The 16,495-nt window shown below is 65.3% G+C and carries 17 protein-coding genes and 1 pseudogene; 5 read left to right on the top strand and 13 right to left on the bottom strand.

The window, feature by feature from the left end:
- Window positions 1-63 precede the first annotated feature (63 nt).
- The 3 genes from HGO92_RS16660 to HGO92_RS16650 form a co-directional block, all read right to left on the bottom strand.
- Entirely contained in the window at window positions 64-750 is a 687-nt protein-coding gene (locus HGO92_RS16660) for a PspA/IM30 family protein (RefSeq protein WP_169996805.1), read from the bottom strand.
- Between the two features lie 47 nt (window positions 751-797).
- Window positions 798-1,403, bottom strand: coding sequence for a hypothetical protein (locus HGO92_RS16655; protein ID WP_169996803.1), 606 nt, complete (start codon window positions 1,401-1,403; stop codon window positions 798-800).
- A 134-nt stretch (window positions 1,404-1,537) separates the two neighbouring features.
- Window positions 1,538-1,744 carry a cold-shock protein gene (locus HGO92_RS16650; RefSeq protein ID WP_074700699.1) on the bottom strand — a complete coding sequence of 69 codons (207 nt, stop codon included), beginning with the start codon at window positions 1,742-1,744 and terminating at the stop codon, window positions 1,538-1,540.
- 388 nt (window positions 1,745-2,132) lie between these two features.
- On the opposite strand from HGO92_RS16650, the gene HGO92_RS16645 reads away from it, so the two are divergent.
- On the top strand, window positions 2,133-3,230 hold the full coding sequence (locus HGO92_RS16645; protein WP_169996801.1) for a fatty acid desaturase family protein: 1,098 nt from the start codon (window positions 2,133-2,135) through the stop codon (window positions 3,228-3,230).
- Between the two features lie 66 nt (window positions 3,231-3,296).
- Here the strand turns inward: HGO92_RS16645 and HGO92_RS16640 are convergent, their stop codons facing one another.
- A complete protein-coding gene (locus HGO92_RS16640) occupies window positions 3,297-4,640 on the bottom strand; it encodes an MFS transporter (protein ID WP_169996799.1) in 1,344 nt (447 codons plus the stop codon).
- Window positions 4,641-5,151: 511 nt separating this feature from the next.
- Here HGO92_RS16640 and HGO92_RS16635 point away from each other — a divergent pair.
- The gene (locus HGO92_RS16635; RefSeq protein ID WP_169996797.1) at window positions 5,152-5,463 is read left to right on the top strand and encodes a cyclase; all 312 of its coding nucleotides are present in this window, start codon (window positions 5,152-5,154) and stop codon (window positions 5,461-5,463) included.
- Between the two features lie 500 nt (window positions 5,464-5,963).
- On the opposite strand, the gene HGO92_RS16630 is transcribed toward HGO92_RS16635, so the two are convergent.
- From HGO92_RS16630 to HGO92_RS16615, 4 genes are all read right to left on the bottom strand, one after another.
- Window positions 5,964-6,794: an aldo/keto reductase gene (locus HGO92_RS16630; RefSeq protein ID WP_205834590.1), complete on the bottom strand. Its 831-nt coding sequence runs from the start codon at window positions 6,792-6,794 to the stop codon at window positions 5,964-5,966.
- Between the two features lie 41 nt (window positions 6,795-6,835).
- Window positions 6,836-7,264 (bottom strand): hotdog fold thioesterase, encoded by a 429-nt coding sequence (locus HGO92_RS16625; RefSeq protein ID WP_169996795.1) that lies wholly within the window; start codon window positions 7,262-7,264, stop codon window positions 6,836-6,838.
- An 80-nt stretch (window positions 7,265-7,344) separates the two neighbouring features.
- Window positions 7,345-7,638, bottom strand: a complete 294-nt coding sequence (locus HGO92_RS16620) for a DUF503 domain-containing protein (protein ID WP_169996793.1) — start codon at window positions 7,636-7,638, stop codon at window positions 7,345-7,347.
- A 78-nt stretch (window positions 7,639-7,716) separates the two neighbouring features.
- Window positions 7,717-8,457: a dienelactone hydrolase family protein gene (locus tag HGO92_RS16615; protein ID WP_169996791.1), complete on the bottom strand. Its 741-nt coding sequence runs from the start codon at window positions 8,455-8,457 to the stop codon at window positions 7,717-7,719.
- Window positions 8,458-8,700: 243 nt separating this feature from the next.
- Here HGO92_RS16615 and HGO92_RS16610 point away from each other — a divergent pair, with 243 nt between their 5' ends.
- The 3 genes from HGO92_RS16610 to catC are packed head-to-tail and all read left to right on the top strand — an operon-like array spanning window position 8,701 to window position 11,008.
- Window positions 8,701-9,579 (top strand): LysR substrate-binding domain-containing protein, encoded by an 879-nt coding sequence (locus HGO92_RS16610; protein ID WP_169996789.1) that lies wholly within the window; start codon window positions 8,701-8,703, stop codon window positions 9,577-9,579.
- A gap of 14 nt (window positions 9,580-9,593) precedes the next feature.
- Window positions 9,594-10,700, top strand: coding sequence for an enolase C-terminal domain-like protein (locus HGO92_RS16605; protein WP_169996787.1), 1,107 nt, complete (start codon window positions 9,594-9,596; stop codon window positions 10,698-10,700).
- A gap of 29 nt (window positions 10,701-10,729) precedes the next feature.
- On the top strand, window positions 10,730-11,008 hold the full coding sequence (catC, locus tag HGO92_RS16600; RefSeq protein ID WP_169996785.1) for a muconolactone Delta-isomerase: 279 nt from the start codon (window positions 10,730-10,732) through the stop codon (window positions 11,006-11,008).
- A 48-nt stretch (window positions 11,009-11,056) separates the two neighbouring features.
- Here catC and HGO92_RS16595 read toward each other — a convergent pair whose 3' ends face one another.
- The 5 genes and pseudogenes from HGO92_RS16595 to HGO92_RS16575 form a co-directional block, all read right to left on the bottom strand.
- A complete protein-coding gene (locus HGO92_RS16595; RefSeq protein ID WP_169996783.1) occupies window positions 11,057-13,732 on the bottom strand; it encodes a helix-turn-helix transcriptional regulator in 2,676 nt (891 codons plus the stop codon).
- A gap of 53 nt (window positions 13,733-13,785) precedes the next feature.
- A complete protein-coding gene (locus HGO92_RS16590; RefSeq protein WP_169996781.1) occupies window positions 13,786-14,610 on the bottom strand; it encodes a 1,6-dihydroxycyclohexa-2,4-diene-1-carboxylate dehydrogenase in 825 nt (274 codons plus the stop codon).
- A complete protein-coding gene (benC, locus tag HGO92_RS16585) occupies window positions 14,607-15,641 on the bottom strand; it encodes a benzoate 1,2-dioxygenase electron transfer component BenC (protein ID WP_169996779.1) in 1,035 nt (344 codons plus the stop codon). Before benC ends, HGO92_RS16590 begins: the two co-directional genes overlap by 4 nt.
- A 27-nt stretch (window positions 15,642-15,668) precedes the next feature.
- Complete coding sequence (benB, locus tag HGO92_RS16580) at window positions 15,669-16,202, bottom strand: benzoate 1,2-dioxygenase small subunit (RefSeq protein ID WP_169996777.1); 534 nt, start codon at window positions 16,200-16,202, stop codon at window positions 15,669-15,671.
- 24 nt (window positions 16,203-16,226) lie between these two features.
- A pseudogene (locus HGO92_RS16575) lies at window positions 16,227-16,495 on the bottom strand (hypothetical protein); the annotation flags it as partial.

Below are 16,495 nucleotides of genomic sequence, written 5' to 3'. Positions count from 1 at the left end.
TGTCATCACGATCATTCTAGGTCGTCAGGCTTGACGAATGTGGATTGTCAACAATCAAGAACGCTACGGGCCCGGATTCCGGCGCTCCTTGAGCTGCCTTAGCTCCTCTTCAGCGCCCATTCTGGTCTCCAGTTCCTCGAAGGCCTGCAGGACCTGCGGCGAATTCTGGTCCGACCATGACAGTTCTTCATAGGCCGCGGCCTGGGCCTGCATCCGGCGGGCCTCCTGTTCCGCTTCCCGCGCGGCGGCGTTCGCGGCAGCGGCCTGCTGGCCGGACGCGGTCAGGGTTTCACGCATTCCGAGGGCGGCCTGCGCCGCGTTATGGTCTGCCTTGAGGGACTGGTAGCGCAATCGCGAGTCCTCGATCCCGTGCTCCAGCCGCATTAAAGTCTGTTCGAGCCCGCGCACCTGAGCGTCCAGTTGCTGGCGCTGTGCCGTCAGGGACTCCAGCCGCTTGCCCACGGTGATGCTCCGCTGCAGAGCCTGCCGCGCGCCGTCGTCGTTCCCTGCCTGCACCGCTTGTTCGGCGGAGCGGTTGAGCGAAGCCACCTCAGCGGCAGCCTGCTCGGCCAGCAGCTCGACGCGCCGGCGGTTCGCAGCGACGTCCGCAACGCTGCGGCGGGCCTGGTCCAGCAGGTCCAGCTGATGCTGGTGGGCGCCATCGAGGGAGCTGATCGGGTTCTCGGGCTCCTGGCTGGCAGCCGACCGTTTGGCCCGGATGATGCGGGAAAGGCGTCGTCCGATCGACATGGCAGGATCCTTAGCAGTGAGGGGAGCGGGACAGGGTCAGGCCGTGGTCAGGGGAGCTGCCGTGAGCCGTAGGCCGTGTTCCACGTCCGCAGGGCGTCCACTTCCAGCGCCAGATGCGTACTGACGCGCTCGATCTGCGAAGTGCTGACGGTGTGCCCGTTCTGCAGCAGTGACTGGCGCAGCTCCGCGGACAATCCCGAAAGCCGTTCGACCTGCTCGGCGAGCCCCGGCACCAGGGACTTGCGCAGCTGCGGATTCGGTTCACGCTGGGCCAAGTGCAACTGCTCGTCCAAGCCACGTTCCGCGCGGGTAAGGTTGGCAGCTACCGCTGGCAAATCGCCAAGCGGCCGGCCCTGGCCATCGGCAGCAGCCAGCGAGCGGATGGTTGCCTCGGAGGAGCGCTCCAGCTGCATTCTCAGCCGCGCCAGTTTGCGACCGGCATCGTCCGCGGTGACGGACCGGACGGCCATGCTGCCCTTCCGCACCCCGCGCTGCACCACGCCGGAACGCCGGATCCGGCGCACCACCAGCCAGCACGTGACGGCGAAAGCCAGCCCCATGGCAACTACCACAGCGCCGCCAATCAGCAGGATCTGCGGCACTACCTCGGTCACAAATTCGGTGGCACTGGGGTCAACGGTGGTTGGGAGCATAACAACCATTCTGCCTCCCCGGGTCTGCTTCTTGCTAGTGGAGTGCCCGGGCAACGAAAAACGGAGCCGGCCTCTTCGTGAGAAGAAACCGGCTCCGTTTGGAATTCAGTGTGCGGCGTTAGCCGCAGCCACCTTTAGAGGGCGCGGATGTTCGCTGCCTGCAGGCCCTTGGGGCCCTGGGTGGTCTCGAACTCGACCTTCTGCTCTTCGCGCAGTTCGCGGTAGCCACCATTGGCTTCGATAGCCGAGTAGTGAGCGAAAACGTCGGCAGAGCCGTCGTCCGGAGCGATGAAGCCGAAGCCCTTTTCGGAATTAAACCATTTCACAGTTCCTGTTGCCATTTTTGTACTCCTCTAGAGCCTTGAATGAGATCCCGCTTTTCGGGACCCCTCGCAGCGGTGTTCTTTACGGCCGTTCAGAGAAGCACAAGTTACTCCGGCGGAGGAACCTGTTGCTAAAAATCAAATGCGCAACACAACAACTACGGGGATAACTCTACAGGATGTTTTGGGTGGTCAATTACCACTGCTTTAAGCGGGCGTTCGCGTGCAGCTCTTCCGGCACGGCGAGAGCTGCACGTCAGCGCCCGACGTCCTCAGGTAGTAGCGTGCGGTTACGCGCGCATTCAGCCTGCGTTCAGATTCGCCGGTTACAATGAAACGTATCTGCAGGGCATACGCCCACTTATCACACGGCTGGGAAGTCGGACTCAATCCCCCTGAAGGCCGTATGAGCATAACAACGTCACCAGGTAATACCCGCACAACCCGCGGAACATCTGCCTCGAGCAGCTATTCGAATCTGATCAAGACGATCCGCGAAGCCGGCCTCCTGCGCCGTCGCACTTCTTTTTACATCACTCTTTTCGTGGCCCTCTGCTTGGGGCTGGCGGGCGCCGCCACCGGTTTCGTGCTGCTGGGCGACAGCTGGTTCCAGCTGATCATTGCCGGCGTGCTGGGCATCCTGTTCACGCAGCTGGCTTTCATTGCGCATGAGGCCTCGCACCGCCAGGTGTTCGAATCCGGCCCCGCGAATGACCGTGCCGGCCGCGTGCTGGCCAACGCATTTGTGGGCATCAGCTACCAGTGGTGGATGAACAAGCACAACCGCCACCACGCCAACCCCAACACGATGGGCAAGGACCCGGACATCGAGCAGGACACCATTTCGTTCCTGCCGGAACAGGTGGCAGAACGCAAGGGCTTCATGGCCTGGTTCACCCGCCGTCAGGGCTACCTGTTCTTCCCGCTGCTCACGCTGGAGGGCCTGAACCTCCACGCCACGTCCATCAAGTACCTGTTCTCGCGCGAGACCGTCAAGGGCCGCAAGCGCGAACTGAGCATGGTCTTTGCCCGGCTGGCCCTGTACATCGCGGCCATCTTCTACTTCCTGCCGCTCGGCATGGCCTTCGCCTTCATCGGTGTCCAGCTGGCCGTTTTCGGCGTTTACATGGGTGCGTCTTTCGCGCCGAACCACAAGGGCATGCCGCTGATCCCGAAGGATTCCAAGGTGGACTTCCTCAGCCGCCAGGTCCTGACCAGCCGCAACATCATCGGCCGCACCCCGCTGGGCAACCGTTTTGTCAACGGCCTCATGGGCGGGCTGAACTACCAGGTGGAGCACCACCTCTTCCCGAGCATGCCCCGGCCCAACCTGGCCCACGCCAGCGAGATCGTCCGCGAATACTGCGCCACGCACAAGATCCCCTACACAGAGACCACGTTGCCCAAGTCGTACGGCATCGTCGTCAACTACCTGAACAAAGTGGGCCTCTCGGCGCGGGATCCGTTCGACTGCCCGATGGTCAACACGTACCGCCCGCGGTAACCTCCAAACCACTCAAACAACGACGGCGGTGCCTGGCTGGCGCCGCCGCTTCGGTTTAAACGCGGCTCATGACGACGGCGGCTGCGCGCCCTTGGCAGCTGCCTCGGCCGGCGTGTCCAGCGGATGGGCGATTTCATCCTGCGGCATCCGGGCAATGAGGATGGCGGCGATGGCGAGCACGGGTGACGCCACGGCAACCACCATGTAGATCAGCCAGATCGGAACTACTTCGGCGACCGGGCCGGCGAGAGCCATCGACACCGGCATCAGCGCCAGCGAGACAAAGAAGTCCAGGCTGGAGACGCGGCCGAGCAGATGTGGAGGAACCCTGCGCTGCAGGAGTGTTCCCCAGATCACCTGCGCCACGCCCCAGGTGAAACCGCAGGTGGCAAGCGCTGCGGCCATGAGCCAGAAGCTGTTGGTCAAGCCGAGAATGCCCATCGGTACGGTCCCGAAACCCCATAGCAGCATCATCAGGCTCAGGTAGCGCCTGGGCAGCCGGAAGCTGGAAACGGTCAGAGCGCCGGCCGCGCCGCCGATGCCGAACATCGCCAGCATGAATCCGAACGTTGCGGCCCCACCGCCGAGCTGTTGCCGGATGGCGAAGGGCAACAGCACCTCCAGCGGGCCCATCAGCAGCAGCAACAAAACAACGGCGTACAGCAGCGTCCACAGCAGCCACGGCGTGCGGGCGGTATAGGCAACTCCCTCGCGCAGGTCCGCCCACACAGAGGGGCGGGCCTGTGCGGAGGGTGCGCCGCCGTCATCCGAGCGCAAACGCAGCAGGATGCTGAACGCGATGGTGTGGGCGGCGGCGATGAGGGCCGCGGTGTGCCCCGGACTGGTTGCCGCGATCACCATGCCCGCGACCGCCGGGCCGGCTGCCTGCTGCAGCACCGGCCGGATGGTGCCCTCCATGCCGTTGGCGGCCAGGAGCTCCTCGGGTGGCAAGATGCGCGGCAGGATGGCGGAGTACGCCGGGAAGAAGAAGGCCGACGCGATGCCCAGCATCGTAGCGGCGGCCGCCACCTGCCACAGCTGCAGCCGCCCGGTCAGGGCCAGGAGCGTGACGGAGGCCAGGGCCAGTAGATTGACCGCCTCCACGCTGATAAGGATCAGCCTGCGGGGGAGCCGGTCTGCCGCAATGCCGCCCAGCAGGACAAAAGACACCAACCCGAGGCCGGCCAACGCGGCCACGAGCGACAGCTCAGCCGGGCCGCCGTCGAGGGCGATGACCTGGTAGACCATGGTCACGGCCCACATGCCGCTGCCGAAGATAGAGATGGACAGTGCCGTAATCAGGATCCTGAAGTCGTGCCGGCCGAGTGGTCTTAGGGCCCGGAGCCTACCGGTCCCGGGCCGCCGCGGAGCAGTACCTACGGGCTGTTTCTGTGCGAATGGCTTCTTCATGGCAGCTGTCGGTTCCTGTGCGGCCGATGACTTTGCCGTTCAGCAACGATCGGCCGCGCAGTTTTACTGTCCGCTTGCAACGCTGCCGCGTCAAGGGGAATCGAAACGTAGAAAACGATGCGGACGATTTGATGCCGCTTCTTTCTAGAAGAATCGGCGGTACGCAGGCGGATTTAACCTGACACGGCCTTTTGTCCCGGCCCGGTTTTTACCCGGGAGCGGAGGGCGGATGCGACACGCAGGTGATGGAGCGATCAAGTTCAGGGAGCTCTACGTCTCCATGCGGTGAAAACGATCAATTCTGAGGGAGTCCGGATCAAGATCAGCGAAGCCAACCAGCAGGCTCCCGCGCCGATCGGGAGGCGCTTCTAGCTGATCACCGCGGACCGATCCGCGCCCGGCCCAAGGCCCTTCCCTGTTTGACGGCACCGGCGTAGCCTGACTCTTGTCGGCAGCACCCACTCCCCTTCGACGGCGCGCGCAAAGGCAACCCAATTTCTAGGAGCCCAGAATGGCGCTCTTACTCATACTGCACCGCGTTGCCGACTACGAAGCCTGGCGAAAGGTCTACGATTCTGTGTCAGACATGCCGGAATTCAGCGGGGTGACGAGCGACTCCGTGCACCGCATGGTTGATGATCCGAACAACGTCCTCGTGCTCCACTACTTCGATTCAGTGGACGAGGCCCGCGCCTTCACGACCCTTCAGGAACTGGTGGACGTTATGCAGCGCGCCGGGCAGAGGCTCAGGGCTCAAAACACGACTCGCTTTTGGCTGCTGGCTCCTCTCACACGCCGGGTTGGGCCGCCCTGCGCCTGTTAGCTGCACACGCAGCAGATCGAGCGACAGTTTCTTAATACGAGGTGAGGGCGACTGGTACTTCATCCAGACTGCGCTCACCGCGGATGAGTTGTTCCCCGTGGCCGACCGTTTGCGCGACCGGTTCCGGACGATTGTCTACCGCCGGCGCGGGTACGTAGAGCACCCCAACTGGGCCCGGGATCGATCCCGCGGGCACGCGTCGTGGGGTGGAACCACCACCGGTGCACGTCCCAAGTGCTCCCGAATTCCGCGCCGCCAACGAGCGGCTCTTCGCCGCCCGTCGTGCCCGCGCTGCTGACCTGGCAGTTCTCGGCCGCTAACCGCATCCAATGCCCAGTCCTGCACGTGGGTGGCACCGACAGCGGACCAAGGTTCGCCGAGGTCCGCCGGCCCATCCTGGACTGTTTCCCGGATGCCGAGGACGTCGTGGTGGACGGCGCCGACCACTCGCTGGCCATCAGTCGCACGGCCCAGGTCTCCGCGGCCGGAGCGCCGAGGCCCTACATCTGGGTGAAGGCCGCGGTGGCCGGATCCGCGCCGATCCGGTTGCCGGCTTCCAGCGCCGTGATGGCGCTGACCTCGTCCGGGGTAAGCGTCAGCTCGGCCGAAGCGAGGTTCTCAGCCATGCGCTCCGGGCTCACGGTCTTGGGGATGACGACATTGCCCTGAGCCAGGTGCCAGGCCAGGACAATTTGCGCCGGCGTTGCGTTGTGCTTGGCCGCCAATTCGGTGACCGTAGCGTGGTTCAGGTCCGCACCTTGGCCCAGCGGGCTGTAGGCCTCGATGGCGATGCCGTGTTTGCGGCTCAGCTCCACCGTCTCCGCCTGCTGCAGTGTGGGGTGGATTTCGATCTGGTTGACGGCCGGGACAAGGTCCGCTGCTGCGAGCAGTGTCTCCAGGTGCTCGGGGAGGAAATTCGAGACGCCCACGGCACGGGAGCCGCCTTCGCCGTGGATCTTCTCCAGCTCCTTCCAGACCTGGACGTAGAGATTCTGCGCCGGAACCGGCCAGTGGATCAGGTACAGATCCACATAGTCCAGGCCGAGCTCGCGAAGGCTGTTATCGAAAGCCTTGCGGACCCAGGGCTGCTCGCCGTTACGCAGTTTGGTAGTGATGAACAGATCCTCGCGGGCAATGCCGCTGGCTTTGAGTGCCGCGCCGACACCGGACTCATTGCGGTAGGCCGCAGCCGTATCGATATGGCGGTAGCCCGCCTCAAGGGCCGCTTCGACGGCGCGCTGGGTTTCGGCCGGCGGCACCTGGAAGACGCCGAAGCCAAGCTGCGGAATGGAGACAGAGTTGTTCAGGTCGATCGCGGGCACAGTGGCCATGGTGGTTTCCTTCGCGGTAGATGGACAGGCTTTGTCCCGGGCTACTTCTTGGGTACGTGGACGCCGAAGACCCGCAGCTCGGCCAAATGCTGCGCGTCCTGGTCCTCGATCGTGATGTCCACGATGTTGTTGCGGCCGTAGCGGGTGCGCTCGACGCCGGTGGCGATCAGTTTGGAGCCGGCGGCTCCTGGTGCGATGTAGGTGATTTCCGCCTGGCGGGAAACGGAGGGGTGTCCAAGGGATTCACAGACAAACGCGAAAACAGTGTCGCCCAGGGTAAACAGATAGCCGCCATGCAGGATGCCGTGGCCGTTGAGCATGCTTTCCTGCACCGCCATGGACATGACCACGCGGCCGGCTTCGGCTTCCACCACCTCGATGCCCAGATGCTGGGACGACTTATCGAAGGAGTAGAGGTGGCGGATCCGGTCTTCGACCGTCTCGTATTCTTTGGCTGCGGGCGTGGTCACAGTTTCCTCCATGACAGTGGCGTGGGTCTCGAAGTCAACCGTATCGGAGAGACAGCCCGATGGAGGACGCCTGCAAGAAGTCAATCGTCGCTGGAGAGGATCTGCCGGCGTGCGCTGAGCAGGTCCACCCCGGGACGGTAGGCCACGTAATTCTCCGCGGCGTCGAGTACTTTAACGATGTGGGCCCGGTCCGCGCCGACAAGCCCGACGCCGAGCCCGGCGCGCCGGTGCAGGTTGTGATGGTCGACTTCGGCGATCGAGACGTCGAAGCGCTTGCGCACTTCGGCGATGACCGGCCGGACCACAGATCGTTTCTCCTTGAGGGAATGGACGTCTCCCAGGAGCAGGTCGAATTCTATCCAGCCGATCCACATATAACCATGGTGCCTTGGCCCGGATCATTTGTCGCCCGTACCTGCGGGGGCTGCATAGGGAGCGGTCCCACGGCGGAATCAGTTCAGGTGCCGGTCGAGGAACGCCAGGGAGCGGTTCCATGCGTCCATAGCGGCGGCTTCGTTATAGGCCTTCGGGTTGCGGTCATTGAAGAAGGCATGGCCGGCGTTGGGGTAGATAACAGAACGGAAGCTGAGTCCGGCTTCCTGCAGACCGGCCTCGACCTGCGGCAGTTTTTCGATCAACCGCGAATCGCGCTCGCCATAGAACGCAAGCACCGGGCAGCCGATATTGCGAAACTCGTCCACGGTGAAGTCCGCGTGGCCGTAGAAGGGTACTGCGGCCTTCAACTCCGGTTCGTGGACCGCCAGCGACCACGCGTAAGTGCCGCCGAAGCTGAAACCGGTCACGGCGATGCGTCCGGCTACGGCGTCGTTGCCCTTCAAGTAGTCGAAGCAGCGCTTCGCGTTCGCGATGATGCCCGCGGCTGTCTTCTTCGATCGCAGCGGAGCCAGAAAGGGGCGTATACGGGGTAGCGTGGCGCTGCGCTTTTCCGGATGCGCCATCGCCTCGCCCAGTTGGGCGGCCACATCGACGTCCAGGCCCGTACTCGAGAGGAGATCCGGGGCGATGACAAAGTAGCCTTCGGCGGCGAAGCGGTCGGCTACCTCTTTAACATGGTCGTTCAGGCCCCACACTTCGTGGATGACGATGAGGCCGCCCTTGATATCCGGACCCGGACTGCTCTGGTACACCGGAAGAGCGTTCTCGCCGGTGCCGATCTCGACCATTTCTCCCATGCGGCCACTCTTGCACGGCTTCGCGCGGGGGAGAAGGGGGAGCTGTGGTTCATGCATGTACATGCAGGTTTGTGCGTGAGGGCGGCGCAGGCTGCCGCGGAGGGCAGACCAGATCGCACCTGGCAGTGTTTAGGATGTTATGAGTATCAATAAGGGTCTAATATGTATTTCTCATTAGTAATGAATGCGTCCTAATCTGGATGAAGTGGTATTCATCAGGACGCGAAGAAACGGAGGTGCGAAATGGAAACCCGGCACCTGCGTTATTTTATTGCCGTGGCCGAGGAACGGCATTTCGGCCGCGCCGCCGATCGTCTGCGCATGGCCCAGCCGCCGCTCTCCCAGCAGATCAAGCAGCTCGAAGAGCAATTGGGCACACTCCTTTTCACCCGCACCACGCGCAAAGTGGAGCTCACTCCGGCCGGTGAAATGCTCTTGGAGCGCGGGCGGCGGATTCTGGAAGACCTGGAAACATTGGAATCCGATGTCACGCAGGTCGGGACCGGCGTGCAGGGCATCCTGCGGATCGGCTTTGCCGGATCCGCGACCTACCGCCTCATGCCGCAGATTGTCCGCGAAGCCAAGGACAAGCTTCCCGGGGTCCAGCTCAAGGTCCGCGGCGAAATGCTGACGCCGCAGATGGTGGACGGACTGGAAGACCACAGCCTTGACGTGGCGATCCTGCGCCCGCCGGTCCGCTCCGCCGGATTGGAACTGAAGTTCCTCGAACACGACGAGCTAGTGGTGGCGCTGCCGGATGATTCTCCGCTGGTGGCCTTCGAAACGGTGTCACTCGAACAGCTCGCAGGCGAGCAATTCATCAGCTACCCGGCAAATTCCGCCGTCAACGAGGCATTCATCGATGCCTGCCGCAAAGCCGGCTTCTACCCGAATGTGGTGCAGGAAGCCCGCGAAACGTCCACCCTGCTTTCCTTCGTCGCGGCCGGAACCGGGGTGGCGCTGATCCCCACCACCACCCGCACCCTCTCCATCCGCGGCACCGTATTCCGCGAGCTCAAGGACGCACCCGTCGTCGACCTGGCAATGGCTTGGCGCGGCGCGGATACCCGGCCGCTGGTAGCCCGCTTCACCGAACTTCTGCAATCCGTCACCCAGCCCTGAAGGAACGTCGACCCGTGAAAATCGAGCGCATCGAGGCAATTCCCTATTCCATCCCGTATGCCAAGCCGCTGAAGTTTGCCAGCGGCCAGGTCACCGAGGCAGACCATGTGCTGATCCGGGTCCACACCGATGAAGGCATCATCGGAACCACCGACACCCCGCCGCGGCCCTACACCTACGGCGAGACGCAAGACTCCATCGTTTCGGTCGTCACGAAAATCTTCGCCCCCGCCGTCGTCGGTCTTGATCCCATGGACCGGCAGAAGATCCACGCCATCCTCTCCCGGACCATCCACAACCAGACCGCCAAGGGCGGACTGGACATCGCGCTCTGGGACATCATCGGCCAGGCGGCCAACGCCCCGGTCAGTTCCCTGCTGGGCGGCTACACCGATGCCATGGATGTCTCCCACATGCTCGGCTTCCAGCCCGCGCAGAAGCTGCTCGACGAGGCCCTGCGCTTCCGTAGCGACTACGGCATCAACACCTTCAAGCTCAAGGTCGGACGGCGTCCGCTCGCGCTGGACATCGAGGCCTGCCATGTCCTGCGCGAAGGGCTGGGCCAGGACACCGAGCTGTACCTGGACGCCAACCGGGGCTGGACCGCCAACGAGGCGATGGAAGTGCTGCGCCAGACCGACGGCCTGGGACTCTCGCTGCTCGAGGAACCGTGCGACGCCAAGGAAGCCATGAGTCGGCGCCGGCTGGTGGACAAGTCCCCGATCCCCGTGGTGGGGGATGAAAGCGTACCGACGGCGGGGGATGTGTCCCGCGAGCTGCTCTCCGGCGGCTGCAACGCGATCAGCATCAAGACCGCTCGCAGCGGTTTCACCGAGGCCCAGCAGATCCTGGGCCTGTGCACGGGGCTCGGCGTCGACGTCGTCATGGGTAACCAGATCGATACGCAGATCGGCACCGTTGCCACCGTGACCTTCGGCGCCGCCCACGAAGCCACCTCTCGCCGCGCCGGCGAGCTGTCCAACTTCCTGGACATGAGCGATGACCTGCTGGCCGAGCCGCTCGTGATCAAGGACGGCAAGATCAGCGTCCGCCAGGTCCCGGGGGTCGGGGCCGCCATTGATGAAGCCAAGCTGGCGCATTACCGCCAGGACAACAAGTAACAAGCCGTTCCCCAAACCTAAGGAATCACATGCTGTATCTGGTCCGCATGGACGTCAATATTCCCGTCGACATGCCTGCCGAGGAAGCCGCTTCGATCAAGGCTACCGAGAAGGCCTACTCGCAGAAACTCCAGGAGGACGGCCGCTGGGCCAGCATCTGGCGCGTTGTCGGCGAGTACGCCAACTACTCAGTGTTCGACGTCGAAAGCAATGACGAGCTGCACGAACTGCTCTCCGGGCTGCCGCTGTTCCCGTACATGGACATTGACGTGATCCCGCTGGCGAAGCACCCGTCCTCGATCAAGTAGCACGACTGCTGCCACCGGCAGACCGATGCCCTTGGCTCCCCACTGGAGCTAGGGGCGTTGGCCTTCCGTCCGGTACCGCGCCGCAAGTTCGGTGCGGGAACGGATCTGGAGCTTCGCGTAGATCCGGGTCAGGTGGTATTCCACCGTCTTGACCGAAACGATCAGCTCCTGCGCCGACTCCCGGTTGCTCCGGCCCTGCGCCACCAGCAGGGCGACGGCGTGTTCCTGCGCCGTCAAGGAACTGCCATCGGGGTCATCGCGGCGCTGCACGTCCACGCCGCTGGCGGCCAGTTCGCGGTCGCAGCGGGCCACATAGACCTGCGCACCGAGCAAGGCGAAGGCCTGGCGGGCGGCGGCCAGCTGCTCCGCCGATTCCCGCCGTTTGCCCGCGCGCCGCAGGCTTTGGCCGTAGGAGTATTGCACGCGGGCTCGGTGGTAGGGGGCAGACAGCGGAGCCAGCTGCCCCAGGGCGCCTTCAAAGGAGCGGCGCATGGCATCGAGGTCCCCGCGGGCGGCATGGATCCGGCCGCGTACCGCCCTCAGCTGGGACAGCGAGGTGCGGTGTCGGCGCTCCGCGGCCAGGCTCTCGTACGGTGCGAGGAACGCCGAGGCTTCGTCCAACCGGTCGAGCAGGACCAGGGCGTTGGCGTACGTATCCTGCCAGATCCAGAAGAACGGTTCGGAGCGCCGGGCGGTGTGCGTCTGCGCCAGCGGCGCGAGCACCCGGACAACCCCCTGGTAATCGGTGCCGGCCTCCAACAGCTGGGCCTGTGCCAGCAGCGCCGGGCTCAGCATGCTTTCGTAGTTTTCAGCAGAGGCGGACCCGAGGCGGAGATGCTCCCTGGCTTGGTCCGGGTTGCCGCGCAGGGCATGGATCTGGGCGGCGGTCCAGTGGAGCAGCGGCCGCAGCAGATCCAGCTGTGCCCGCTCGAGTTTTGCCGTGGCCGCGCCGACGGTGGCGAGGGCAGCGTCCCAGTCGCCCAGCGTGAAGTGGGTGCGCGCTAGCCAGGCGCTGGCCCACAGCGAAATGCGCAGCGACCCGGAACGGTACTCCGTGGGGACGGCGGCCTCCAGCTGCATGCGCGCGGTTTCCGGATCGTCCAGGGCGAGCCGGGCCCAGCCGCTGCCCAGCAGGACCCGCTGGCTGTGGGCGCCGGGTGGGGCATCGGCCAGCACGTGCTCATAGTGCCGGTGGGCGGCGTCGGGCTGGCCCGAGGCCGCCAGCCCCAGACCGATGATCGCCTCCGTTTCGATGGCGGTCGGGCTGCCCGGGGCCGCCAGATCGACCGCACGAGTGGCCCATTCGATAATGTCGGCGCCGCGCCAACGTGCCAAGGCATGAATGACCTGGCGCTGGGCGATCTGGGCGCCGATCGCCCGGTCCTCGGGCAGCCGGCGCTTCCAGGCATTGTCCAGATGGAACTGCGCCTCGGCCTCCCGACCGCGGCAGGTGGCGAGGTAGCCCAGCACGCCGTCGCGCTCGGCCGTAGCGGGCATGCTCTCAAGCGCCGGAAGCAGGCGGATGGCCTGGACGAGCCGCCCGGCACCGACCAGTGCGTCGGCCGCCCGCACCAGCCGGCCCTGCCGGTTGCGCGCCTGGGTGCTGAGCCTGCTGGCCTCCAGCAGTGCGTCGGCGGCGGCCGCCCACGCTCCGGTCGAGGCCTGACTGGCCGCAAATTCATCCAGCCTGTCCGCCAGTTCGTCGTCGGCGGCCGGGGCGGACCGCGCCAGGTGCCACAGATGCAGGGCCTCGTCCGGGAGCACTTCGGCCGCCTGGCGGTGCAGCTCGGCACGCCGCAGTCCGGACAGCTGGTCGTAGACCGCGGCCCGGAAGAGCGGCAGCCGGAAGTCGAGCAGGTGCGCATTGTCGGAGAATTCGGTCCGCAGCAGGCCCGTCGCCACGGCGGCGTCCATGACGGCCAGTGGATCGGAAACCCGGGCGATGGCCGCGATATCGAAGAGGTCTCCGGACTGGCCGATGATCGCCGTTGCCTCGATCAGTGCCCGGACGGCGGCGGGAACTTCTTCGAGCTGGCGGGCTACCTGGGCGCCGACGGACGTCGAGGCGGGCAGCCGGCTGAGACCGTCCGCGGCGGCACGTGCGGGCAGTTCCGGCAACAGCTCGCGGACATAGCCGGGCAGGCCGCCGGTGTGGCGGCGGATCTGCTGCGCGGCCGGCCCGGAGAGTTCGCGCCCGGTGAGGTGCTCGTGCAGCTCGCGGATTTCGCCGGGGGAGAGCGGCTCAAGCAGCAGCCGGGTGATCCGGTGGCCGGACAGGTGGCGCGCGGTGGCGCGGTCGATCGCGGCGGTGCTGTCGAGGGTGAGCAGGACCAGCAGCGGGCCCGAAGCCGGGTTTTCCGCCAGCTGGAGCAGTTCATGAATGGAATCGGCGTCCACCCACTGGATATCTTCGAGAACGACGGCGGCCGGTCCGTCTTCCCGGAGCCGGTCGAGCAGGTCCGCCGGGTCGCTGCCCTGTGCAAGGCGGGACAGGCCGGACCCGGGCGCGGACTTGACCCATTGGAGTCCGCCGGAGCGCAGGACCCGCAGCTCCGGATGGCCGGCCAGGAATTTTTCCAGCACGGCGCTCTTGCCGATGCCGCCGGGACCGGACAGGACCGCGGTCCGGGACCTGCCCTGCTTAATGTCCTGCAGGAGCTCCCCGAGAACGGAGAGCTCCTGCAGACGCCCGACAAAGAGGCTGTCGTTATTCCGGTAAACCATCGCCTACGAGCTTAGCCCGCCCGGGTATAGCCCGACGCCGGCGAGGGCACCGATCAGCCCAGGTCCCCGCCGGCCACGGGCAGGATGGTGCCCGTAATGTAGGAGGCCTCGTCCGAGGCCAGGAAGACGATGGCCGCGGCCTGCTCGTCCAAGGTCCCGTATCGCTTGAGCAGCGAGGAGTCCACCGTCTGGTCGACGATCTCTTGGTACCAGGCCTTTTCCTGTTCCTGCTCCGGTTCGGGTCCGCGCTTGACCTTGCGGGCCGGGGCCTCGGTGCCGCCAGGAGCCGTGGCGACCACGCGGACGCCGTGCTGTGCCGCTTCCAGAGCCAGCGACTGAGTCAGCGCATTGACGCCGCCCTTCGCCGCTGCGTACGGCGCCCGGTTCACGCCCCGCGTGGCCACGGAGGAGACGTTGACGATGACGCCGGTGCCCTGTTCAATCAGCTGTGGCAGCGCCGCGCGGCAGGTCCACAAGGTGGGGAACAGCGAGCGTTGGATTTCCTTCTGGATCTCCTCAGCAGTGTAGTACTCGTACGGCTTGGCCCAGATGGTGCCGCCGACATTGTTGATCAGCACATCGATCCGGCCGAAGGCGGCGACGGCTTCGGCCACCGCCGACTCCGCGCCGTCGAACTGCTCCAGATCGGCCGTCACGCTGCTGGCCTTGGCACCGTTGGCGCGAAGCTCGGCGGCAACGTCATGGACCAGTTCGGCACGGTCTACCAGCACGACGGCGGCGCCTTCCGCACTGATGCGGCGGGCCACGGCCAGTCCGATGCCTTGCGCGGCGCCGGTAACGACGGCGATCTTGCCGTCGAACCGGCCCGGGAACACCTTGAGCGCACCCGCGGGCGTTGCCTCCGGGGCACCGGTCATGCCGAGGCTCCGACCAGGTCCGCTGCGGGTGCCAGCGCGAACTTCTCCGAGTAGAAGTTCACCGGGGTGATGCCTTCGGACTTCAGGTAGCCGCGCACTGCCTCGACCATGGGCGGCGGGCCGCAGAGGTAGACATCGACGTCGCCGTCATTGACATGCGTCGGCTCGATCAAGGCGGTCACGTAGCCCTTGTTCGGGGCCTCGCTGTCCGGATCCGCCACGCAGTAGTCCCAGGTGAAGCCCTCGATTGTCTCGGCGTAGTGGCGCAGCTTGTCCAGCTCCACCAGATCCGCATCCGTGGTCACGCCGAGGATGAGGTGTACCGGCTGGCCGGGCGCCGTCGTCGTCATGGTTTCGAGCATGGCCAGCAGCGGAGCCAGGCCGGTGCCGCCGCCGAGCAGCAGGGCGGGGCGCTTGGGCTCGCGGAGGAAGAAGCTGCCCATGGGGCCGGTGAACTCCAGGGTGTCTCCGACCTTGGCTTCATCGCTCAGGTAGGTGGACATGGCGCCGCCGTCGGTGATCTTGACGAGGAAGGAGATCTCTTCCACGTCCGGCCCGTTGCTGAAGGAGTAGGAACGCTCGACGCCGCGGCCAGGCACCTGGATGTTGACGTACTGGCCGGGCAGGTAGGCCAGCGCGGCGCGGTCGCCGACGGACATGCTGAAACCGATGGTGGTGGGCGAGTAGCGCTTGATGTCCGTGACCGTGCCGGTGTGCGTGCTGGCACCGGTCTTGGCCATGTCCGAGGTGGTGGGGATCTGCAGCACCAGGTCGCTCTTCGGCGTCATCTGGCACGGCAGGGCGTAGCCGGCGTCCGCCTCGTCGTCGGTGAGCGCCTCGTCAATGTAGTCGCCGCCGTCGTAGGTGCCGGACTCGCAGAGGGACTTGCAGGTACCGCAGGCACCGTCGCGGCAGTCCAGCGGAATGTTGATGCGGGCCTTGTATGAGGCGTCCGCGACGGTCTCGTTCGGACCGCAGTTGATGAAGCGGGTGACGCCGTCTTCGAAGCTCAGTGCAACCTTGTAGGTCATGGGGGTGTTCCTTTCCGGATGCTTAGATCAGATGTGGTAGATGTCCACGACGTGGTGGATGTAGTCGTTCTTCAGGACGACCTTCTTCTTGGTGATGACCGGCTGCGATCCGCTGCAGTCGAGGGTGTAGAAGGACGTGCCGAAGTAGGTGTCCACGTTGTTGTAGCGGTAGTACAGGGTGAACCAGTTGAAGCGGATGTCGATGACATCGCCCCGCTGTTCAACGATTTCGACGTTGGTGATGTTGTGGCCGGTGCGCGGTTCAGGCAGGCTGGTGGCGCTGGAGCGGTCGGTGCGGATCCGGAAGACCCGGTCCTCAAGGCCACCGCGGTTGGAGTAGTAGATCAGCGAGATCTCGCGCTGCGGGTCCTCGGTGAGCTCGTCGTCGTCGGCCCAGGCAGGCATCCAGAACTCGGCGTCGGGGTGGTAGCAGTCGAGCCACTTCTCGAACTCGCGGTCATCCAGGAAGCGGGCTTCCCGGTAGAGGAACTGGCGGATCCGTTCGAGTTCGACCGCCTGTTCCTCGGCGCTCAGGGGGATGGTGGTTGTTTCGGTGCTCATGGTGGTGTTCCTTCCGCTCTCGCTCTAGTGTCCGCAGCCAGTGGCGCCGGCCTGTGCGGCGGCTGGATTCGCGGCGCGCGCAGCGGCCTCGCGTTCCTCGGCCTCGACGGCCTTGCGCATGGTCTCGGCCCAGTAGCCGTGCTGGACGGGGTAGAGGCCTTCGTCCTCGGTCTTGGCGCCGCTGGAGAGCGGGTTCAGGCCGATCTTCTTCGCCTGCTCGTCCGGCCCGTTGAGCTGGTGGGTCACGCCGCGGCTCATATCGTTCCAAGGAGCGGTTTCGGCGAGGTAGGTCT

Source organism: Crystallibacter degradans, from assembly GCF_012952295.1.
In the GTDB taxonomy this organism is placed as follows: Bacteria; Actinomycetota; Actinomycetes; order Actinomycetales; family Micrococcaceae; genus Crystallibacter; species Crystallibacter degradans.
This window is presented reverse-complemented; position numbering and strand designations above follow the sequence as displayed.